Raw genomic sequence first — 21527 nt, 5'->3', positions numbered from 1 at the left:
GAACTACTTCTTCAGGACGCTCGTTTCCGGCGTTTTTGCAGCTCGCAGCGCCGGCTGGTCAGCCGCGTCGCCTTCCGACGCGGCGGTCGCCTTCGGTTCCGGCAGCGCCAGCATCTCAAAGCCGCCGGCGAAACTGCGATCTCCTTCGGCGAACTTCTCCGCCAGCGACGTTTCGAGCGTAAAGACGATCGAATAGCGACGTCCCGAATCGTCCGAGAAAAGGTAGTAGATCCATTCGATCGGCATGCTTTCGGCGACGCCGTGCGCGGTGACTCGCAGTCGACGCAGACCGTTCGAGGTGACCCCTTCCGAGGCGTCGGCGAACTCGCCGAAGTTCTTGCCGAGCGACTTCTGCACCTCTTGCTGGAACGCTTCCAGCGTCATTTGTTCGCCCGCCTTCAGGTTGCTGATGTGGGTCACGTTGCACTGGGCGATCAGGTCCCCCTGCTTCACCAGACGGAAGACCGACTGCTTGCCGGTTTCGCTCATCATCGTCCAGTCCCGTTCCAGCAGCAGACCGAAGCCTGCTTCTTTCGACTCGTAGCTGAGCAGCATCTTGCCGGAGTTCGGCGTCAGGTCGACCTTCGCCAGTTGCGCGTCCGAGAGAGCGGCGACCGGGGCTTCGACCGGTTGCGACAGCATTCGGATGACCGCTTTAACTTTGAAGCCAGGAGCGTTGTGGGCGATCGCGCGGTTTTCGTCGATCGCGGCGGCGACCCACTCGACGGTCTTATGTTCCAGGTTGAAGTTGATCTTGGCTTTCACCGAGAGATCGGTCGCGACCCCGCCGGCGGCGCCAGCGATCGTGCCGTTCAGTTCCATCTTGGCCTGGGTGTCGGTGATCTGGATCAACTTGGCCTTCATGTCATTTTGCGAAACGGCGTCGAGCAGGAAGAGCTCGGCCAGGCGGTCGTTTTCAAAGGTCCAGACGTCGCCAACTTTGACCTTGGTCTTCGGCAGGAAATGTCCCGCTAGCAAACTGCTGCATTGGACATTGATCAGATCGAGTTCGCCGCGGGTGAAATGCCCCTCCGGCAGGAACAACTTTTGGCGGCCCCCATCCAGCTCGGCGGCGACTAGCGTCTTCGAAGCAGGGAGCGTCGTCCGCTCATCCTGGCCGTTGAGCTTCATGTCGGCCCAGGCTTCGTCGTACTTGCGGATGGCCGCAATCGGAGCGCCCGAACCGAGGATTCGTTCGTCATATTGGAGGGTGCCGGTCAGCGCCATCGGAAATTCGCGAAGTTTGGTTCCGTCCGGATTGACGCGAACGGTCCCTTCCACCTCCATAACTACTTTCACGACACGGTTTTGGGTGGCGGGATCCACCTTCATTTCGACGCTTTGTTCGGCCGCTGCGGAAATTCCCGGCGCGAAAAAGGAAAGCGAAACGAATAGTGCGATTCGTGCATCGAAGTTCATGTAACGAAATCCCGGTGGGCGCGCTAGAAAGAAGTGATCCTTCGTTAGGATCGTCAAAATCGGGCGCCCAAATCCAACAGATTGGGCGGGATGTTGGGGTTGTTCCAATAGTTGACGAAAACGGGCTTGTGAGATAGCGAACGAACCGGAAGCCAAAAATTGACGTAAAGTTAATTCAGGCGACCGTTTAACGGTTCCTACCTCATCAGCTCTTTTCCCAGAATTCCCATATCCCAAACGCGAACTTGAAAAAAACTGCGAACATTTCCGCAACCTTTTCGCACTTATCTGCGTATAAACCAATGAACAATTCGCTGACGAATAGTCTTAAGGTTCACTAATAAAAACGAGGTGAAATTTTAGATCTTTTCGACTGCGACAAGCATTTTGACAGGAAAGAGGCCCCTGCTTTGCAGGTTTTCAGTCCCAGTGCTTGAGTGACGTGCGTCCGGGAAGGACGCTGCACCACCAAAGTCCGACGCGTGCGAGTAACTCGCAGGGATAGTCGCTGTTGGCAGCTCACCTAGTGAGGGACACCGTGAATACGAACTACAAATCCGACAGCTTGCGACGGTTTCGCGACCAACAGGTCCGATTCGCGCCGCGCGATAAGAAGGTGGATCAGGCCAACCGAGCCGAGCGCTTGTTGAGCGAAATCGACCCGAAGAAAACCTATCCCTACGAATATCTTTACTACCGCATCACCGATTTCCGCCCGGACGACAATCCGAAGGGAACGGTCGAAGGCGCCGAAACGCAGCACGACCTTCGTCTCTTCGTCGAAGACCTCTCCGACTCGGCCGACATTCCGGTCGAATTGGCCGGGGAAGAAGTGCTGACCGTCGAAGACTTGAGCCGCAAGTTCAACGTTTCGACCAAAACGATTTCTCGTTGGCGAGCCCAAGGCCTCGTCAGCCGCCGCTTCCTGTTTGAAGGACGCAAACGCGTCGGCTTCCTGAAGAGCAGCGTCGAACGCTTCGTCCGGACCAACTCCGAACGGATCGAACGGGGCCGGCAATTCAGTCAGCTGACCGAAGAGGAAAAAGACGAAATCATCGAACGTGCCCGACGTCTGGCTCGCGCCGGCGGCGGTCCTTCGGAAGTGGCTCGCCGCATCGCCTCCCGCATGGGTCGTAGCGTCGAGACGATTCGCTACACGCTGAAAAACTACGATGAAAAAAACGCCGAGACCGCGGTCTTCCCGCGCTCGACCGGTCCGCTCAGCGAAGACGCCAAGGAAGGGATCTTCCAGGCCTATCGCGACGGGACTTCGGTCGATCGTCTGGCCGAGCGTTATCATCGGACCAAGAACAGCGTCTATCGCGTCGTGAATGAAGTCCGTGCAACTCACATCGAAGAGCTGCCGCTCGACTTCATCTACAACGAGGTGTTCGACGATGCGAGTATGGAAGACGAGATCCTGGGCCCGCTTCCCGCGGCCGAAACGGCGACCCGTCGTACGCGACCGCCGTCCGGTTTGCCCTCGTATCTCGCTTCGCTGTACGAAGCTCCCTTGCTGACCCGCGAGCAGGAATACCACCTGTTCCGCAAGTTCAACTACCTGAAGTACAAAGCGGCGAAGTTGCGTGACGGCGTTGAGGCGAGCAAAGCCAAGGCGAGCGTCATGGACGAAATCGAACGCTTGTACGAAGCGGCGGTCGACGTGAAAAACCAGATCGTGCAGTCGAACCTGCGTCTGGTCGTATCGATCGCCAAGCGTCACTTGGGCGCCGCCGACGAGTTCTTTGAACTGGTCAGCGACGGCAATATGTCGCTCATCCGGGCGGTCGAAAAGTTCGACTACTCGCGTGGCAACAAGTTCAGCACGTACTGCAGCTGGGCGATCATGAAGAACTTCGCTCGGACGATTCCGGTCGAGTTCAAGCATCGCGATCGATTCCGCACCAGTTTGGACGAACTGTTCCAGGGTCGGGTCGACACCCGCAGCGATCAGTACGAGCAGGAAGCGATGCAGCAGCAGCGCGAACGCCAGATTCAGCGGATTTTGAATCGGCTCGACGAACGCGAGCAAAAGATCATCATCCGCCGCTACGGCCTGGACCACGATCACGAACCGCAAACGTTGAAAGAAGTGGGCGCCGAGTTGGGCGTCACCAAAGAGCGGATTCGCCAGATCGAAGCCCGAGCGCTCAACAAGCTGCGAGTCGCCGCCCAGGAAGCGAAGCTCGACATTCCCGAAGTGAACTAACGCTCTAGGCGTCGTTCGCTTCTCCGAAAATGCGAAAAGCCAGAGACTAAGGTCTCTGGCTTTTTTGTTTCTTGTCATGGCGCCTGCTTGTTGCCGGGCTATCTCCGCTTGGGCGCTGGGAACGATTCGACGTCAAACTCGAACTTGTTAAGCCCTTCGATCACCTCAGCACGCAGCGGCGTCGTTTCGGGCCGTTGGAACTGGCGATGCAGCTTCCAATTCGCTTTGGGCGCCGGCGTCGTTTCGAGGCCTGGTACCGGCGGAGTTCCGTCCGGCGGCAAGAGCGTCACGATGTAGTGGCCGATCGCCACGTCATCGACATGGACGATTCCGGCAGCGTCGATCGTGCCGCCGTACGCTTCCCCATTTTCTGGATTGGAGAGGTCAATCTGCGCTCCATCGAGCGGAGTTTCCCCCGACTTAACGACGACCTGAACGTCGCCGCGGGTCATGCCCGATCGTGGCGTATGGCCGCAGCCAATGGCGCCGCAAATCAGCAGCGCGACGACTCCTCCCTTTTGCATCGCCGAGAGGAAATGGCGATTGGAAAACGAGTTCATTGGAAAACATCCCAGGAAACGTGAACGGCGAGTCAGTAGGAGCAGCCGATGTTCGTAGCTCCCGTTTAGAGTTCGCCGAGGGTGTTTCCGTCGTTACGAGCGCAGAGGTTGAGCAGGACGTTGATGTCGGCCGTTTCCGGCAGGAAGCGAACTGAACCGTCCGACAAAGCCCCGTTCACGCCGCCCGGATGGAACGAGTTCAGGATGTAGTTCACCTCGAAAATCGAGCTCGCCGAGGTCGGAGCGCCGGAAAGCCATGCGCTGTTGATCGGATGGCGGAACGTCGTCAGACCGCCGGTATATCCGCTGCTGTAGGTGATGTCGGAAACCTTCGTGCTCTCATTCCAAACGGTCGAACCGGTCGACGTGGCGACGGTATTGGTGACCAGGCCAAACCAGCCGCCGAGCGGATTGGAGGTGTATTCCTTGCCGTTTACCTGACCGGAATGCTCGCCGATCATCATCGTGTTGGTCGTCCCGTCGACCAGTTTCGCCATATTGATGGGGCGAAACGCGATCAGGACGCCGTTTTCGCAGTAGGTTCCTCCTTGAACCGCATTGGAGGCGGTGCAATCGCTGGTTTGTCCGCCCGCCGTCGAGTTGGGGACGGCGCCTGAAATGCCAACGTAGTCGTGCAGTTGCGTTCCGCCGGAGTAAGTGAGCAGCGTTTCGGAGGTGCGGTTATCAAACGGGCTCGAGGGGCAGTCGTAGCCGGGAACCGTCAGACCGACGAGGATCGATTGCAGGCCCGAATGGCCCCAAAAGCTGGCGTTGAAGCTGATTTGGTCGTAGCCGGCCGACTGTTCGAGGTAAGGAAGAAGGCGAACTTTCCAGCTGGCCCCTTTCTGCCCGAGCGTGTTGCCGATCGGGAAGGTGCCGTAGGTGGCGTGATAGTTGTGCATCGCCAACCCCAGTTGTTTCAGGTTATTGGTGCACTGGCTCCGCCGGGCCGCTTCGCGCGCTTGCTGTACTGCGGGAAGCAGCAGCGCGATCAAAACGCCAATGATTGCGATGACGACCAGCAATTCCACCAGCGTGAAACCGTAGTTCCGAGTAAGGCCTCGATGGCTCATGTCGACCTACCTAATCGTGAAAGAGGGGAGGGATAGCCAGGCGTGATCGGTCCCGCGCGAACAGACGCCGTCCCGGCGGCAATGAATGAAAAGACCGAAGCTGGGAATTAGCAAAAAAGAGGCCACTCGGAGGGGGCTGAATCCGTTTAAGGCTGGGCTCACCGCCGAAAAGCATTGGGCGGCAACCATTTGACCGCGACAAGAATTTCCACTTTTTATAAAATCCTACGGCCGCGGACCGTGGTTTTTCCGATGATGTCGCGAGATATGCCCGAAGTTTGGCCATCTGTGCCAAGAAGCTGGGCGACCAAGATCGCGGCGCAGCGGGCCGAAATGGTCGCGAAGACGTCGGTCGATTGACGGAGGACGATGCTAGCGCCGAATTCTGACTCGAATTTGCGAATCGGGGCGGCGCGATGAACCTCTCGTGGAGAGAAGAAGTCTGGTAGAAAGTGGGGCGAAAACAGGCGATTTTCGCGGCTTTTTGGCAAGCCAGGAAGACTCTGGCAGGCTACCGAAAACTTCCTCGCGAATTTTTGTCGGCCAGCGGCCGAAGGCGACTTGCGGGGTCGGACCAACTCGGTATATTAGTCTGTTTTCGATTATAGCCCGACTAACGGGCTGGCGTAGCTCAATTGGCAGAGCAGCTGATTTGTAATCAGCAGGTTGTGGGTTCGACTCCCACCGCTAGCTTCCGCGAAGCGGCTTTTCGTACTCATGCGGATCCGCGTCAGCCTTCGGGCGGGCGATCGCAGCACCAAAAAAATGCGGCGATAAGGGCGTGGGTTGCAGTGAATAAGTGCGGGGGGTTTCCCGAGCGGTCAAAGGGGACAGACTGTAAATCTGTTGGCTATGCCTTCACAGGTTCGAATCCTGTACCCCCCACTTATAAAAAAATGACGCAAGCCGGCTTATGCCCGCTGGCGGAACAAGACCAAAAAAGATGAGAATGGCGAAGATCACAACCGCGCGTCGGCGGTGATAGTCGCAAGGTGAACCGCGGGTGTAGCTCAATGGTAGAGCAACAGCCTTCCAAGCTGAAGACGAGGGTTCGATTCCCTTCACCCGCTTGGGCGGCGCCAAGCCGCAGCCCGAATTGGACTTGTTGTCCGTTTCGGAAAATCTGTGGCGGTCATGCGCACACCGCGTATGTCGCTGCTGTAGCTCAGTGGTAGAGCACTTCCTTGGTAAGGAAGAGGTCATGGGTTCAAGTCCCATCAGCAGCTCTTCGCTAGTTGTTTATTTCCGCTTGCTCCAAGTTTGCACTGATTCAGTGGGGATTACGAAAGACTAAGAACATGGCCAAGGACGTATTTGAAAGAACTAAGCCGCACGTCAACGTCGGCACTATCGGCCACATTGACCATGGCAAAACGACCACGACCGGCGCCATTCTCGCCGTTCAGGCGGCCAAAGGTTTGGCGAAGCACAAGGCTTACTCGGACATCGCCAAGGGCGGTACCGTCCGTGACGCGACCAAGACCGTGACCATCGCGGTCGCCCACGTCGAATACGAAACCCCGACCCGTCACTACGCCCACATCGACTGCCCGGGTCACGCCGACTTTGTGAAGAACATGATCACCGGCGCCGCCCAGATGGACGGTGCGATCCTGGTCGTGTCGGCTGCCGACGGCCCGATGCCGCAGACGAAGGAGCACGTTCTGCTGGCTCGTCAGGTCGGCGTGCCGTACATCGTGGTCTTCCTGAACAAGTGCGACCTGGTCGACGATGAAGAACTGCTGGACCTCGTCGAACTGGAAGTTCGCGAACTGCTCAGCAAGTACGAATTCCCTGGCGACGATTGCCCGGTCATTCGCGGCGCCTCGCTGCCGGCCTACAACAACCCGGCTGATCCGGCCGCCAGCAAGTGCATCAGCGACCTGATGGACGCCCTGGACTCGTACATTCCGGAACCGACCCGCGAAGCCGACAAGCCGTTCCTGATGGCGATCGAAGACGTCTTCTCGATCGAAGGTCGCGGTACCGTCGCCACTGGTCGTATCGAACGCGGCGTTGTGAAGGTTGGTGAAGAAGTTCTGATCATCGGTCTGAACGACGCCCCGACCAAGACCACGGTCACGGGTATCGAAATGTTCAACAAGATCCTCCAAGAGGGTCATGCGGGCGACAATGTCGGCTGCTTGCTCCGCGGCGTCAAGCGTGAAGACATTTCGCGCGGCCAGGTGCTCGCCAAGCCGGGTTCGATCACCCCGCACACCAAGTTTGAAGCGGAAATCTACTGCTTGTCGAAGGAAGAAGGCGGTCGTCACACCCCGTTCTTCTCCGGCTATCGCCCGCAGTTCTACTTCCGTACGACCGACGTGACCGGCACCGCCAACCTGGTCGGCGCCGAAATGTGCATGCCGGGCGACAACGTCCGCATCGAAGTCGAGCTGCACAAGCCGATCGCGATGGACGACGGCGTTCGCTTCGCGATTCGCGAAGGCGGCCGCACCGTTGGTTCGGGCGTCGTTACGAAGATTCTCGCCTAAGCGAGACTGAGGTAAATTTTGCGGCGCCCGGCCCGAAAAAATGGGTCGGGCGTCCGCAGTTTTAGGGGCGTAGCTCAATTGGCAGAGCGCTGGTCTCCAAAACCAGAGGTTGAGAGTTCGATTCCCTCCGCCCCTGCTTTCGTCGGTTGATCTCCGGCCTTTTTTGGCTTTGATCGATTCGTCGTTCCGTCAAACCAAGTCATCGTCCATGGCGCAGCCAGCGACGTTTTAGGAAGAAAGTCACGCAGCGATGGCAAAAGAAAAGGCCGCCGCTTCCGCCGGAAACTTCGTCCAAGAGCTGGCTCAGACCGGACGTTACAAGCGTTCGCAAGGTCGGACCGCTCGGCAAGCGACGATGCTCGCTTTGTGGGCGCTGGTCGGCGTAGCGGGATGGCAACTGTACGACGTGTTGCGTAACCAGGGGCAAGAACGCTGGCTGCAAGTCGGCTTGCCTGCCTTGGTGGTGATCGCGGGATTTTGGATCGCTTATCGCGTTATCAACTGGCCGGTGTTCGCCGACTTTTTGATCGCGGTCGAAGCGGAAATGAACAAAGTGACTTGGCCTTCGCGGGCTGAGTTAATTCGGGCCAGCGCCGTGGTGATCCTGTTTGTGTTCGCCCTGGCGGCCGTACTGTTTGCGTACGACGTGTTTTGGCAGTACGTGCTGAAGCACTGGATCGCGTTTCTGCGTTACGCGTTTAACTAGTAAGGCGTTTGGCCAAGGGATCGAGCTGTGGAAAACGAGTCGAAAAACGAACACGAACTGCCCGTTGAGGACGTAACCGCCGAAGGCGCTGCGCCGGAAGCGGCTGAGTCGTCCGACGCGCCCCAGCCCGAAGCCGCCGAAGTGGAATCGCCGGTGGAAGTCGCGGCAGACTCGGAAGAGCCCGCCGCTGAAGAAGCCCCGGCGGAAGAGCCGAAACCGGCTCGTCCGAAAAAGGAACGCAATCGCGGTCCGCTCGAGTTGATTGAAGAGGAGGAGGAAGCTCCTGCTGAAGTCGGCGAGATGGACTGGTACATCCTGAAGGTGCAGAGCAATCGCGAAAAGTCGATCTGCGCGAACCTTTGGCGGCGTGTGAAGATGGCGGGCCTCGAGCCGTATTTTGATCAGATCATGGTCCCGACTGAGGACATCGTCGAATTCAAAAACGGCAAAAAGAAAATCACCAAGCGCAAGCTGTACCCTGGGTACATCGTCGTCCACATGGCGATCAACGATGACACCTGGTTCCTGGTACGCGAAACGGGCGGAATCGGCGACTTCACGGGAGCCGCGGGACGTCCGACTCCGATGCTGGCGCACGAAGTTGAGCGGATCACCAAAAAGGCGGAAAGCGAAGAGGCGGGCGAAGAGCCGGTCAAAACCAACATTCGCTTCAAGCTGGGGGATCACGTTCGCATCACCGAAGGAACCTTCGAGAACTTCGAAGGGGATGTCGAAGGAATCGACGAAACGAATGGCCGCGTGACGGTCATGATCAACATCTTCGGTCGGACGACTCCGGTCGAGATGGAACACTGGCAAATGGAGCCGGTGTAACCCATCGCGAGTCGTCGGCCTGTCGATTCCTACAGCCTCTCGCGTCGCTCTCCTGGCGACTGCCGGACTGTCGTTTTCGACCCACCGAACACCCAAGTAATTCAGTAATCCACGGCGAACCGTGCGTTCGCCGCCGAGGAAAAGAGACATGGCGAAGGAACTGGTTGGAAAAGCGAAATTTCAAGTGCCCGGCGGCAAGGCTACCCCGGCGCCTCCGGTAGGTACGTCGCTCGGTAAGTTCGGCGTCAACCTCGGTCAATTCGTTACGCAGTTCAACGACAAGACCAAGGAATTCAACGGCATGCCGATTCCGGTCGTCGTGAGCGTCTACAACGACCGCTCGTTTGAATTCGTTTGCAAGAGCCCGCCGGCCGCCGCGCTGCTGAAGCAAGCTGCCGGGATCGCCAGCGGCGCCGGTCGTCCCCATGTCGACAAGGTCGGCAAGGTTTCGATGGCCCAGGTCGACGAAATCTGCAAGCAGAAGATGGACGACCTGAACGCCAGCGACCTGGAACATGCTCGCCGCATGATCGCCGGTACCGCTCGCAGCATGGGCATCGAAATCACCGAATAAGCGTTCGCGGCCAACCCGCCCAGCGCTGCAACTGATACGCAACACACCGCACAGATACTTAAAGAGTCCGACGATGGTAAAGCACTCGAAGCGTTATCGCGCCCTTGCCGCCAAGGCCACGGAAGAAGTCATGCCGCTCGACAAGGCGGTCGCGCTGTTGAAGACCTTCAACACCACCAAATTCGATCAGACCGTCGACTGCGCCATGCGTCTGGGTATTGACCCGAAGCAGGCCGACCAACTGGTCCGCGGCGCCATCGTGCTGCCGCACGGCATCGGTAAAGAGCTGCGAGTCGTCGTGTTCGCCAAGGGCGACAATGTTCGTCTGGCGGAAGAAGCCGGCGCCGACGCGGTCGGTTCGGACGACCTGGCCAAGCGAATCAAAGAAGGCTGGCTTGATTTCGACGCGTGCATCGCGACCCCGGACATGATGGGTCTGGTCGGTCCGCTCGGTCGCGTCCTCGGCCCGCGTGGTTTGATGCCGTCGCCGCGTGCCGGCACGGTCACCCCGGACGTCGCTCGCGTCGTCAAAGAATACAAAGCGGGTAAGGTTGAGTTCCGCAACGACGCCACTGGCATCGTGCACGCGGTGGTCGGCAAGATTAGTTTCGACGAAGCGAAGCTGGTCGACAACATCCGCGCGTTCACCAATCAGATCCTGAGCATGAAGCCCGCCAGCGCGAAGGGCATTTACGTGAAGAGCGTCGCGATCGCCGCCACCATGAGTCCTGGCGTCCGCGTCGCGCTGTAAGCCGGTTCACTTCGTCGTCCGCCGCGCGGTGGACCTCACTTAAAGCAGAACAGTTATGAGCAAATTCGTAAAAGAGTTGGTGACGAAAGAGATTTCGAGCCGTCTGGACGGCGTGTCGGATCTCTTGGTGGTTGATGTCGCCGGTCTCGACGCCAATTCGACCGTCGAAGTCCGTCGCGCCTTCCGCAAACGGAACATTAGCCTGTTGGTCGTGAAGAAGACCTTGGCCCGTCGCGCTTGCGAAGGGACCTCGCTCGGTCCGGCTTTCAGCGACATTGAAGGCAGTGCGGCGATCGTGTGGGGCGGCGAAGACATCGTCGACCTGGCGAAAGAGATCGTCAAACTGCACGAAGACAAGAAAATGCCGAAATTCACGGCCAAAGGTGGCGTGATGGACGGCGAGGCTTTGACTGCCGACAAGGTGGTTGAAGTGAGCAAATGGCCGAACCGTGCCGAGCAGCTTGCTTTGCTGGTTGGTCAGATCCTTGGTCCGGGACGCACCCTGGCCGCTCAGATCAAAGGCCCGGGCGCCAAGCTCGCCAGTCAGATCAAAAAGCTGGGAGAAGAAGAAGGGGCCTAGTACCCGTCTCTCGCCCAACTGTCCGCACACGGCTGTTACGCCAAACCCGTTACGAAATAAGCAATATAGATTTTTTGCCCGTCCGCAGGTCGGGCGCAAGTTGAGAAAGGATCGACACGAAGATGTCCGAAGAAACCGCCACGATCGAAATCTCGGAAGAACTGAAGACCCTGGGCGACAAGATCGCCACCCTGACCCTGAAGCAAGCGGTCGAACTGGGCAACTACCTCAAAGACGCTCACGGCATCGAAGCTGCCGCTGGCGGCGGCATGATGATGATGCCCGGTCCGGCTGCGGCTGCTGAAGAAGTCGCCGAAAAGACCGAATTCGACGTCATCATGACCAGCTTCGGCGGCAACAAGATTGCGGTGATCAAGGCCATCCGTGGCATCACCGGCTTGGGCCTGAAGGAAGCCAAGGACCTGGTCGAAGGCGTTCCGAGCAAGGTCAAAGAAGGCGTCTCGAAGGAAGATGCCGAAAAGGTCAAGGCCGAACTGGTCGATTCCGGCGCCGAATGCGAAATCAAGTAGTCGATTTACGACTCTTGAATTCGATTTGACGGAATCCCTGTATTCACTTCGACGTCGCCTCCCGTATACTAGGAGGCGACGTCGCGAGGTGTGGTCTTGAATTTAACCGGTTTCTCTACTTTTCTCCTGCGCATGGACGATTCCCAGGGAGTGGTGCGCGCAGTGAACGGCAGGGAGGGGGCTGCGTCCCGTATATGGGTGGCTTCCCTTAAACGGGCGGTGTCCCGTCCATCGGCTAATTCTTGTCCACGCGTGCGTCTTTCACTCCCCCTTTGCTCGCTCGCACGTCTGGCGCCGGGAATTCTTTCCTGCGCGTCGCACTGCTAGCAGCGCAGTCGTTCGATCTCCGAACTTGCCCAGGAGTAGCATCGTCCAATGGCTACATCGTACAAGCGACGTCTCGAAACCAAGGAAGTTCGTCGTTTCGGTAGTGGGTCGATTTACATGTCGCCCCCCGATCTCACGACGATTCAAACGCACAGCTATACCAAGTTTCTCCAAGAGGAAGTCGATCCCGATTCGAGAGACCCCGAAATTGGTATCGAAAGCGTGCTGCGCGAGATCTTCCCGATCCAAAGTTATGACGGCACGGTCCAGCTCGACTATGTCCGTTATGAATTGGGGAAGCCGCGATATACGCCGCAGGAATGCAAGCAGCTCCGTCTGACTTACGGCCTGCCGTTCCGCATTTGGCTCCGCCTGAACAAGGAAGAGCCGATTGAGGAAGAAGTCTACCTGGGCGACATGCCGGTCATGCTGGGCGGCGGCGAGTTCATCATCAACGGCGCCGAACGCGTCGTGGTGAGCCAGCTGCACCGCAGCCCCGGCGTCGACTTCGTCGAAGAGGCCGAAACGACCTCGGATCGCCGACTCCCGAGTTGCCGCATCATTCCGGAACGCGGAAGCTGGATCGAGATCAACATCACGAAGAAGGATTCGTTCACGGTCCGCATCGACCAGAGCGGTAAGTTCGCCGCGACGACCCTGCTGCGTGCGATGGATCCGACGCTGAGCGAAGACGCCGCGCTGATTCGCGCCTTCTACGACACGACCACCGTCCAGGTGAAGGATGGTCGCAGCATCACGAAGATCGAAGGCAAAATCGCCGTCGACGACGTCGTCTACCCGATCGATAGCGATCGCGGCGGCGAAATCATCGTCGAAGCGGGGCAGAAGATCAGCCGGAACACGGCCGAATTGATCTGCTCGGTCGGTCTGACCGATCCGATCGAAGTGATGGATCCGCCGAAGAGCCCGATCATCTTCAACACGCTGGCTGAAGATAACACCTCGAGCCACGAAGAAGCGTTGCTCCGCATTTACCAGCGTCTGCGTCCGGGCAACCCGCCGCAGCTGGAAAAGGCGAAGACCCTGTTCGACGAGAAGTTCTACGACGACAACCGCTACCGCTTGGGTCGCGTCGGTCGTTTCCGTATGAACCGCAAGCTCGGCATCGAAGTCAACGAAGGGGAACAAACCCTGCGTCCGAGCGACTTGATCAACTCGATCAAGTACGTGATGTCGATTCTCGATGGGGACGGCACCGCTCGCAAAGACGATATCGACCACCTTGGTAACCGTCGTCTCCGCACGATCGACGAACTGGCTTGCGATGAACTGCGCAAGGGCTTCCTGAAGCTCCGCCGTACGGTTCAAGAACGCATGAGCCTGAAGGACGCGGAGGACATGACTCCCCGCAACCTGATCAACCCGAAGTCGATTTCGGCGGCGATTGAATACTTCTTCGGCCGCGGCGAACTGTCGCAGGTCGTCGACCAGACAAACCCGCTCTCGATGCTGACGCACGAACGTCGTCTGTCGGCTCTCGGCCCGGGCGGTTTGAATCGTAAGCGTGCCGGCTTCGAAGTCCGCGACGTTCACATTTCGCACTACGGTCGCATCTGCCCGATCGAAACGCCGGAAGGTACGAACATCGGTTTGATTTCGAGCCTGGCGATTTACTCGGCGGTCGACGAATACGGCTTCCTGATTACGCCGTACCGCTCGATCAGCAACGGCAAGATCAGCGACGAAGTCGTCTGGCTGCGTGCCGATGAGGAGTCGGACGCGTTCGTGGCTCCGGCCGATACGCCGACCGACGCCTCGGGAACGCTGTTGGGCGATTTGATTATCGCTCGTTACCGCTCCGACTTCGAATTGGTCGATCCGAAGACGGTTCAATACATCGACGTGGCGCCGTGCCAGATGGTGGGCGTTTCGGCGAGCTTGATCCCGTTCCTGGAACATGACGACGCGAACCGCGCACTCATGGGATCCAACATGCAGCGGCAAGCCGTGCCGCTGTTGATCGCCGAACCGCCGATCGTCGGTACCGGTCTGGAAACGGAAGTCGCTCGCAACTCGAGCATGATGATCCGAGCCAAGCGTGCCGGCGTGATCGAATACGTCGACGCCGAACGGATCGCCGTGAAGACGACCGAAGGCCGCACCGACAACTACGTCCTGCGTAAGTTCGTCGGCCTCAACGAACGTACCTGCTTGAACCAAAACCCGATCGTGAAGATGGGCCAACAGGTGGAAGTCGGTACCGTGTTGGCGGACGGCGCCGCGACTCACAACGGTCAGTTGGCCTTGGGTCGCAACGTGCTCGTCGGCTTCATGTCGTTCGACGGTTACAACTACGAAGACGCGATCATCCTCAGCGAAGAGCTGGTGAAGCAGGACGTCTACACGTCGCTGCACATCGAAGAGTTCGACGTTGAAATTCGCGAAACCAAACTCGGCCGCGAAGACTTCACTCGCGACATCCCCAACGTCAGCGAAAAGATGCTTCGCAACTTGGACGAAGGGGGCGTGGTTCAGGTCGGCACCTACGTTAAACCGGGCGACATCCTGGTTGGTAAGGTTTCGCCGAAGTCGAAGACCGAACTGACGCCGGAAGAAAAGCTGCTGCACGCGATTTTCGGTCGTGCGGGCGAAGACGTGAAGAACGACTCGCTGGAAGTTCCCTCCGGTATCGAAGGGATCGTCATCCACACCGAGAAGTTCGCTCGCCGCATGAGCCTGTCGGACGACGAACGAAAGGCCTTTGAGAAGCGCCTGAAGGAAGTCGAAACCGAAGGTAACGCCAAGATCGCGGAAGCTTTTTCGGCGATGATCGGCGAGTTCGAGAAGATTCTCGGCAAGGCGTTGACCGACGACGACGGCACGCCGCTGACGCAGGATCAGGATCCGAAGTTCATCGCGGAACAAGCTCAGCAGTTCCGCCTGAAGAAGATCCTCGAGCATCTCCGCAGCGAAGACCGCATCCAGCACGTTCGTGAAGCTTACGCGACCGGCTGGCCGATGGTCGAAGCGGCTCTCGACGTTCGCGATCGTCAGCTCAACAGCATGAAGCGCGGCGACGAACTCCGCAGCGGCGTGTTGCAGATGGTCAAGGTCTACATCGCCACCAAGCGTTGCATTTCGGTCGGCGACAAGATGGCCGGGCGTCACGGTAACAAGGGTGTGATCGCGAAGATCCTGCCGGTCGAAGACATGCCGTTTTTGCCGGACGGAACTCCGATTCAGATCATGCTCAACCCGCTGGGCGTGCCTAGCCGTATGAACGTCGGTCAGATTCTCGAGACGCACCTGGGATGGGCGGGCGCCAAGCTCGGCTTCCAATCGATCACTCCGGTGTTCGACGGCGCCTCGGAAGAAGACATCAACAACTGCTTGGAAGAAGCGGGGCTTCCGCGGCACGGCAAGATCCGTCTGAAAGACGGCCGTACCGGGGAACTGATGCACCAAGAGACCACGGTCGGCTACATCTACATGTTGAAGCTGCACCACTTGGTCGACGACAAGGTGCATGCCCGCAGCACGGGTCCTTACTCGCTCATTACCCAGCAACCGCTGGGCGGCAAGGCTCGCTTCGGCGGTCAGCGTTTCGGGGAAATGGAAGTGTGGGCGCTCGAAGCTTACGGCGCCGCTTACATTCTCCAGGAACTGCTCACCGTGAAGAGCGACGACGTCGAAGGGCGAACGAAGATTTACGAAGCGATGGTCAAGGGAGAAAACACGCTGGAAGCGGGCACCCCCGCCAGCTTCGACGTGTTGACCAACGAAATTCGTGGTCTCGGTTTGAACATGCAGCTCGAAAAGCGTCGCATGTAATGAAGTCCGGTCGTAGGCCGCTGCGAGTATCTGCAGCGGCCTCCCCCCTGAATTATCCAGCGCCGCTTGCGGCGAACACATCAAGGAGCACAGGCACATGAGCATTCTCGAAGGCTCGTATGACCGGATTAACGACTACACTGCCGTAAAGATCAGCCTGGCGCGGCCGCACGACATCCGCAGCTGGTCGTTCGGCGAAGTGAAGAAGCCGGAAACGATCAACTACCGCACCTACCGTCCCGAAAAGGACGGCTTGTTCTGCGAGCGCATCTTTGGTCCGGAAAAGGACTGGGAGTGCTCGTGCGGCAAGTACCGCGGCATGAAGTACAAAGGGATGATCTGCGATCGCTGCGGCGTGAAAATCACGCACAGCCGCGTTCGCCGCAAGCGCATGGGCCATATCGAACTGGCCGCGCCGATCGTCCACATCTGGTTCTTCAAGGCGATGCCGAGCCGACTGGGCAACCTGTTGGCGATGAAGACCTCGAGCCTGGAAAAGGTGATCTACTTCCAGGATTACGTCGTCATCGATCCGGGCACCACCGAACTGGCGAAGTTCCAGACGCTGACAGAAGAAGAATACCGTCAAGCTCGCGAGCAGTACGGCGAAGGTTCGTTCGACGCCGACATGGGCGCCGAAGCGATCCGCAAGCTGCTCGCTTCGCTCGACTTGGTCCAGCTGTCGATCGATCTCCGCAAGGAAATGCAGGAGACCGGTTCGAAGCAAAAGAAGAAGGACCTGACCAACCGGTTGAAGATCGTCGAATCGATCCGCGACAGCGACAACAAGCCGGAGTGGATGGTTCTGGACGTGATCCCGGTCATTCCGCCGGACCTGCGTCCGCTCGTTCTGCTCGACTCGGGCAACTTCGCGACGAGCGACTTGAACGACCTCTATCGCCGCATCATCAACCGCAACAACCGTCTGCGGAAGCTGGTCGACCTGAACGCGCCGGAAGTCATCATTCGCAACGAAAAGCGGATGTTGCAACAGTCGGTCGACGCTCTGTTCGACAACAACCGTTGCAAGCGTCCGGTTCTCGGCAGCAGCAATCGCCCGCTGAAGTCGCTGACCGACATGATCAAGGGTAAGCAGGGTCGTTTCCGCGAAAACCTGCTCGGTAAGCGCGTCGACTACTCGGCTCGTAGCGTGATCGTGGTCGGTCCGCGCATGAAGCTGCACCAATGCGGCCTGCCGAAGAAGATCGCCCTGGAACTGTACCAACCGTTCATCATCCGCAAGTTGAAAGTGCTCGGTCACGCCGACACGATCAAGAGCGCCAAGAAGATGCTCGAGCGGAAGGACGAAGAAGTCTGGGACATCTTGGAATCGGTGATCCAGAATCACCCGGTCATGCTCAACCGCGCTCCGACGCTCCACCGCATGGGTATCCAGGCGTTCGAGCCGACGCTGGTCGAAGGTAACGCGATTCACCTGCATCCGCTGGTGTGCAAAGGCTTCAACGCCGACTTCGACGGCGACCAGATGGCGGTCCACTTGCCGCTCTCGATCGAAGCTCAGGTCGAAGCCCACACGCTGATGTTGTCGACCAACAACATTTTCGCGCCGTCGAACGGCAAGCCGATCATGAGCCCGTCGCAAGACGTGGTTATGGGTTGCAACTTCATCACGATTTCGCTCCCCAATCGTCCCGGCGAAGGGATGGCGTTCTCGTCGACCGACGAAGCCGATTACGCTTTCAGCCAAGGCATTATTGATCTGCACGCCAAGATCAAGGTCCGCCTGCCGAAAGGTCAAAAGCTGAAGTCGGAAGAAGACGACGCCAAGCAAGGGAGCCTGGTCGAAACGACCTACGGTCGCATCCTGTTCAACTCGATGCTGCCGAAGGGGATGGACTTCTACAACCACTCGCTCGGTTCGGGCGAACTGTCGAAGGTCATTTCGGACTGCTACCAGCGTCTCGGCCGTCGCGCCACGATCGAACTGCTCGACGATATGAACCAACTCGGTTTCCGCGAATCGACCCGCAGCGGTCTGTCGTTCGCCACCGACGACCTGGTGACGCCGGACACGAAGCCGAAAATTATCGCCGAAGCCGATAAGAAGGCGCTCAAGTTCAAGAAGCAGTACGATCGCGGCATCATCACCGACAAAGAGCGGAAGAATCAGGTGCTCGACGCGTGGACTCACGCTCGGGAACAGATTACCGCCGAGATGATGGAAGCGATGAAGAACGACGATCGCGGCGGTCACGGCTACATCAACCCGGTGTACCTGATGGCCGACTCCGGCGCCCGCGGTGGTACCGAACAGATTCGTCAGCTTTCCGGTATGCGTGGTTTGATGGCCAAGCCGTCAGGCGAAATCATCGAAACCCCGATTAAGTCGAACTTCCGCGAAGGTTTGACGGTGCTCGAGTACTTCTCGTCGACGCACGGCGCCCGTAAGGGTCTGGCCGATACCGCGCTCAAGACGGCGGACTCGGGTTACCTGACTCGTAAGCTTGCGGACGTCGCCCAGAACGTGGTCATCACGATGGACGACTGCGGTACGACCCAAGGTATTACCAAGGGGGTCATTTACCGCGGCGAAAAGGTGGAAGTCGCCTTGGCCGATGCGATCAAGGGTCGCGTCAGCCGCCAGAGCATCGTTCACCCGATTACCGACGAAGTGATCGTTCGCGAAAACGAAATGATCACGCTCGAAACGGCTCGTCGCATCGAAAAGCTCGGCCTGGAAAAGATTCAGGTTCGCAGCCCGATGACCTGCGACGCCTTCCTCGGCACCTGCAAAGCTTGCTACGGCATGGACATGTCGTCGGGCTCGATGGTCGAAGAAGGGATGGCGGTCGGCATCATCGCCGCCCAGTCCATCGGCGAACCGGGCACGCAGCTCACGATGCGTACGTTCCACATCGGTGGTGTGGCGGTTACCGACACCGAAGAGCACGAAAAGCGCTCGACCCGCGGCGGTATCGTCAAGTTCACCCGCTTGCGTCTGGCGAAGAACGACGAAGGCAAGAACGTCGTGCTGACCCGCAACGGCGAAATCGCGATCGTCGACGCCAAGGGACGTGAAATCGAGAACTACTCGGTTCCGACCGGCGCCATCCTCGAAGTCGATGAAAACGAGGAAGTCGCCACCGGCGCCGTCCTTTGCACCTGGAACCCGCACGCGATTCCGATTCTGTCGGAAGTGAGCGGTAAGGTCCGGTACGAAGACATCGTCGAAGGCGAAACGATGCGTCTGGAACGCGATACCAGCGGCACCACGCGTCGTACGATCACCGAACACAAGGGTGATCTCCATCCGCAGCTGGTTGTGGAAGACGAAGACGGCAAGCCGCTCGACGTTTACTACATGCCGGAAAAGGCGAACATCGAAGTCGAAGAAGGCCGCATCATTACGGCCGGTACCGTGATCGCCAATACGCCGCGCGAATCGGGCGGTATTAAGGACATCACCGGCGGTCTGCCGCGAGTCACCGAAATTTTCGAAGCTCGCAAGCCGAAAGACCCGGCGGTTATGGCCGAAATCGACGGTACCGTCGAAATCCTCGGCGAAAAGAAACGCGGCAAGCGTACGATCATCGTCCGCAACGAAGCTGGCGTCGAACGCGAACACCTGGTTCCGCACGGTAAACGCTTCCTGGTCCACTCGGGCGATATCGTCCGGGCCGGTCAGTCGCTGATCGACGGTCCGCTGGTTCCGCACGACATCCTGCGAATCTCGGGCGAAGAAGCGGTGCAGCAGTACCTGCTTCACGAGATCCAAGGCGTGTACCGCAGCCAACGCGTGGAAATCAACGACAAGCATATCGAAATCATCGTCGCTCGCATGCTGCGAAAGGTGATGGTCGATAAGCCGGGCGATACCACGTTGTTGCCGGGTCTGGTCATGGACAAGATCGAGTTCCGCCTGGCGAACGAACACTTGTCGAAGTGCCTGAAGGTTAGCGATCCTGGCGACAGCCAGCAGTTCAGCGAAGGGATGATCGTTCCGAAGGACGCGCTGGAACAAGAGAACGCCCAGATCGAAGCCCTCGGCGGCAAGCCGGCCAAGGGATCGAAGCCGAAACCGGCGACTGCTTCGACGCAGCTGCTCGGCATCACCAAGGCGGCCGTTCAAAGCTCCAGCTTCATTTCGGCGGCGAGCTTCCAGGAAACGACGAAGGTGCTGACCGAAGCCGCTCTGGCGGGCAAGGTCGACCACCTGGTTGGTCTGAAGGAAAACGTGATCCTGGGTCACTTGATCCCGGCCGGTACCGGTTTCCGCAGCTTCCAGGAAGCGGAAGTTCGCATCAATCCGGAAGCGTTGGCCGAAATGGCTCAGAACTTCCGTCGCGAACAGACCCGCGAAGAGAGCTTCCCGCTGCTCATGGACGAAGGAAGCGGCGGCGCTCCGTCGGCTCTGGAAAACCTGCTGGGTGGCGGTCAAATGCCGTCTGGTCCGGCAGCCGAACCGACGATTTACGATCCGTCGGCCGACATGGACGACGATCTGGACGGCTAATTGCCGCTCCAGTCGCAATGAAAACAGGGCGAATCGCGGGTAATCCGCGATTCGCAGAAAAGATAAGCAAACGGGGCAGCGCACGTTGCGTTTCCCCAAAATGCCAGTCAGCAAAGCTTTGCAGCTAGGCGTGTTCTCGAATTTCGGTTCGGGCGGCACGCCTTTCCGCTTTTGCCCGGCTCGGAGCAGCGATTACCGCTTGACAGTCGCTCTCGATCCGGTATTTTGATTGGTTTCCACTGCACTCAATTGCTCCAATAGTAGCAGCAGCCATACGGACTTTCGATGCCCACGATTAACCAGTTGATTCGGCGACCGCGTAAGAAGAAGCGCAAGTTCTCGAAGTCGCCGGTCCTTGAAAAGTGCCCGCAGAAGCGCGGCGTTTGCCTTCAGGTTCGTACCATGACCCCGAAGAAGCCGAACTCGGCTCTTCGTAAGATTTGCCGCGTTCGTCTGTCGAACGGCAAAGAAGTCACCGTGTACATCCCGGGCGAAGGCCACAGCCTGCAGGAACACTCGATCGTGCTGGTGCGCGGCGGTCGTGTTCGCGACCTGCCGGGCGTTCGCTATCAAGTCGTCCGCGGTTCGCTCGACGCCCTGGGCGTGAACGGCCGTAAGCAGTCTCGCAGCCGTTACGGCGCCAAGAAGAGCTAACGCTCCGCCACACCCGAACAAACGCTTAGGAAAGAAACATGGCCCGGATTACCGCCAGCCGCGACACCCTGAAACCCGATCCGCGATACGGATCGCTGCTGGTCAGCAAATTCATCAACTGCCTGATGTACGACGGCAAGAAGACCGTCGCGCAGAACGTCTTCTACGACGCCCTGGACGAACTGAAGAAGAAGCTGCCGGAAGTCGATCCGTTGGACGCCTTCACGCAAGCGATCGAGAACGTCAAGCCGCACATCGAAGTCCGCTCGAAGCGCGTCGGCGGCGCCGCCTACCAGGTGCCGATGCAGGTCAATCGCACGCGTCAGCAATCGCTGGCGATTCGCTGGTTGCTGCTCGCCGTTCGCGACAAGAAGGGGCGCCCGACTCACCTGAAGTTGGCCGACGAACTGTACGCCGCTTACAACCGCGAAGGTGCCGCGGTCACGCGTCGCGAAAACGTTCACCGCATGGCCGACGCGAACAAGGCTTTCGCCCACTTCGCTTGGTAATTGCTACGAAACAATTAAAACCGCGCCGATGTCTGTCGGC

At 58.6% G+C, this 21527-nt stretch carries 15 protein-coding genes and 5 tRNA genes; 17 read left to right on the top strand and 3 right to left on the bottom strand.

Annotation, left to right across the window (positions count from 1 at the left end):
• Window positions 1–3: 3 nt before the first annotated feature.
• Window positions 4–1419: a hypothetical protein gene (locus LOC68_RS12595; RefSeq protein ID WP_230219037.1), complete on the bottom strand. Its 1416-nt coding sequence runs from the start codon at window positions 1417–1419 to the stop codon at window positions 4–6.
• 538 nt (window positions 1420–1957) lie between these two features.
• Between LOC68_RS12595 and LOC68_RS12590 the strand changes: the two genes are divergently transcribed.
• Complete coding sequence (locus LOC68_RS12590; RefSeq protein ID WP_230219035.1) at window positions 1958–3628, top strand: sigma-70 family RNA polymerase sigma factor; 1671 nt, start codon at window positions 1958–1960, stop codon at window positions 3626–3628.
• Window positions 3629–3726: 98 nt separating this feature from the next.
• On the opposite strand, the gene LOC68_RS12585 is transcribed toward LOC68_RS12590, so the two are convergent.
• Both LOC68_RS12585 and LOC68_RS12580 read right to left on the bottom strand, forming a co-directional pair.
• Window positions 3727–4188 carry a carboxypeptidase-like regulatory domain-containing protein gene (locus LOC68_RS12585; protein WP_230219033.1) on the bottom strand — a complete coding sequence of 154 codons (462 nt, stop codon included), beginning with the start codon at window positions 4186–4188 and terminating at the stop codon, window positions 3727–3729.
• A gap of 65 nt (window positions 4189–4253) precedes the next feature.
• A complete protein-coding gene (locus LOC68_RS12580) occupies window positions 4254–5261 on the bottom strand; it encodes a DUF1559 domain-containing protein (RefSeq protein WP_230219032.1) in 1008 nt (335 codons plus the stop codon).
• A gap of 620 nt (window positions 5262–5881) precedes the next feature.
• Between LOC68_RS12580 and LOC68_RS12575 the strand changes: the two genes are divergently transcribed.
• The 16 genes from LOC68_RS12575 to rpsG all read left to right on the top strand — a co-directional run bounded on the left by LOC68_RS12575 (window position 5882) and on the right by rpsG (window position 21487).
• A tRNA-Thr gene (locus LOC68_RS12575) sits at window positions 5882–5954 on the top strand.
• A 110-nt stretch (window positions 5955–6064) separates the two neighbouring features.
• Window positions 6065–6146, top strand: a tRNA-Tyr gene (locus LOC68_RS12570).
• A gap of 114 nt (window positions 6147–6260) precedes the next feature.
• Window positions 6261–6331, top strand: a tRNA-Gly gene (locus tag LOC68_RS12565).
• Between the two features lie 84 nt (window positions 6332–6415).
• Window positions 6416–6487 (top strand) — tRNA-Thr (locus LOC68_RS12560).
• Between the two features lie 72 nt (window positions 6488–6559).
• Complete coding sequence (tuf, locus tag LOC68_RS12555; protein ID WP_230219031.1) at window positions 6560–7756, top strand: elongation factor Tu; 1197 nt, start codon at window positions 6560–6562, stop codon at window positions 7754–7756.
• Window positions 7757–7819: 63 nt separating this feature from the next.
• Window positions 7820–7892, top strand: a tRNA-Trp gene (locus LOC68_RS12550).
• 114 nt (window positions 7893–8006) lie between these two features.
• Window positions 8007–8462 (top strand): preprotein translocase subunit SecE, encoded by a 456-nt coding sequence (gene secE, locus LOC68_RS12545; protein WP_230219026.1) that lies wholly within the window; start codon window positions 8007–8009, stop codon window positions 8460–8462.
• 27 nt (window positions 8463–8489) lie between these two features.
• Window positions 8490–9296 carry a transcription termination/antitermination protein NusG gene (gene nusG, locus LOC68_RS12540; RefSeq protein ID WP_230219024.1) on the top strand — a complete coding sequence of 269 codons (807 nt, stop codon included), beginning with the start codon at window positions 8490–8492 and terminating at the stop codon, window positions 9294–9296.
• Window positions 9297–9444: 148 nt separating this feature from the next.
• Window positions 9445–9870 carry a 50S ribosomal protein L11 gene (gene rplK, locus LOC68_RS12535; protein WP_230219022.1) on the top strand — a complete coding sequence of 142 codons (426 nt, stop codon included), beginning with the start codon at window positions 9445–9447 and terminating at the stop codon, window positions 9868–9870.
• A 73-nt stretch (window positions 9871–9943) separates the two neighbouring features.
• Window positions 9944–10621: a 50S ribosomal protein L1 gene (gene rplA, locus LOC68_RS12530; protein WP_230219020.1), complete on the top strand. Its 678-nt coding sequence runs from the start codon at window positions 9944–9946 to the stop codon at window positions 10619–10621.
• Between the two features lie 55 nt (window positions 10622–10676).
• Window positions 10677–11201, top strand: coding sequence for a 50S ribosomal protein L10 (gene rplJ, locus LOC68_RS12525; protein WP_230219018.1), 525 nt, complete (start codon window positions 10677–10679; stop codon window positions 11199–11201).
• 122 nt (window positions 11202–11323) lie between these two features.
• The gene (rplL, locus tag LOC68_RS12520) at window positions 11324–11731 is read left to right on the top strand and encodes a 50S ribosomal protein L7/L12 (protein WP_230219016.1); all 408 of its coding nucleotides are present in this window, start codon (window positions 11324–11326) and stop codon (window positions 11729–11731) included.
• Window positions 11732–12106: 375 nt separating this feature from the next.
• The gene (gene rpoB, locus LOC68_RS12515; protein ID WP_230219014.1) at window positions 12107–15850 is read left to right on the top strand and encodes a DNA-directed RNA polymerase subunit beta; all 3744 of its coding nucleotides are present in this window, start codon (window positions 12107–12109) and stop codon (window positions 15848–15850) included.
• Window positions 15851–15947: 97 nt separating this feature from the next.
• Window positions 15948–20324, top strand: a complete 4377-nt coding sequence (gene rpoC / locus LOC68_RS12510; protein WP_230219012.1) for a DNA-directed RNA polymerase subunit beta' — start codon at window positions 15948–15950, stop codon at window positions 20322–20324.
• Between the two features lie 285 nt (window positions 20325–20609).
• Window positions 20610–20978, top strand: a complete 369-nt coding sequence (gene rpsL, locus LOC68_RS12505) for a 30S ribosomal protein S12 (protein WP_002655479.1) — start codon at window positions 20610–20612, stop codon at window positions 20976–20978.
• Between the two features lie 38 nt (window positions 20979–21016).
• Window positions 21017–21487, top strand: a complete 471-nt coding sequence (rpsG, locus tag LOC68_RS12500) for a 30S ribosomal protein S7 (protein WP_230219010.1) — start codon at window positions 21017–21019, stop codon at window positions 21485–21487.
• Window positions 21488–21527 lie beyond the last annotated feature (40 nt).

Origin of the sequence: Blastopirellula sediminis, assembly GCF_020966755.1 — a bacterium.
GTDB lineage: Bacteria > Planctomycetota > Planctomycetia > Pirellulales > Pirellulaceae > Blastopirellula > Blastopirellula sediminis.
This window is presented reverse-complemented; position numbering and strand designations above follow the sequence as displayed.

Excerpts from the sequence above, each read along its gene's own strand:
- rplJ (WP_230219018.1), top strand. The coding sequence starts at position 10,677 with ATGAGCAAATTCGTAAAAGAGTTGGTGACGAAAGAGATTTCGAGCCGT.
- rpoC (WP_230219012.1), top strand. The coding sequence starts at position 15,948 with ATGAGCATTCTCGAAGGCTCGTATGACCGGATTAACGACTACACTGCC.
- LOC68_RS12585 (WP_230219033.1), bottom strand. The coding sequence starts at position 4,188 with ATGAACTCGTTTTCCAATCGCCATTTCCTCTCGGCGATGCAAAAGGGA.
- rplK (WP_230219022.1), top strand. The coding sequence starts at position 9,445 with ATGGCGAAGGAACTGGTTGGAAAAGCGAAATTTCAAGTGCCCGGCGGC.
- rpsL (WP_002655479.1), top strand. The coding sequence starts at position 20,610 with ATGCCCACGATTAACCAGTTGATTCGGCGACCGCGTAAGAAGAAGCGC.
- LOC68_RS12580 (WP_230219032.1), bottom strand. The coding sequence starts at position 5,261 with ATGAGCCATCGAGGCCTTACTCGGAACTACGGTTTCACGCTGGTGGAA.
- rplA (WP_230219020.1), top strand. The coding sequence starts at position 9,944 with ATGGTAAAGCACTCGAAGCGTTATCGCGCCCTTGCCGCCAAGGCCACG.
- secE (WP_230219026.1), top strand. The coding sequence starts at position 8,007 with ATGGCAAAAGAAAAGGCCGCCGCTTCCGCCGGAAACTTCGTCCAAGAG.
- tuf (WP_230219031.1), top strand. The coding sequence starts at position 6,560 with ATGGCCAAGGACGTATTTGAAAGAACTAAGCCGCACGTCAACGTCGGC.
- rpsG (WP_230219010.1), top strand. The coding sequence starts at position 21,017 with ATGGCCCGGATTACCGCCAGCCGCGACACCCTGAAACCCGATCCGCGA.
- LOC68_RS12595 (WP_230219037.1), bottom strand. The coding sequence starts at position 1,419 with ATGAACTTCGATGCACGAATCGCACTATTCGTTTCGCTTTCCTTTTTC.
- rpoB (WP_230219014.1), top strand. The coding sequence starts at position 12,107 with ATGGCTACATCGTACAAGCGACGTCTCGAAACCAAGGAAGTTCGTCGT.
- rplL (WP_230219016.1), top strand. The coding sequence starts at position 11,324 with ATGTCCGAAGAAACCGCCACGATCGAAATCTCGGAAGAACTGAAGACC.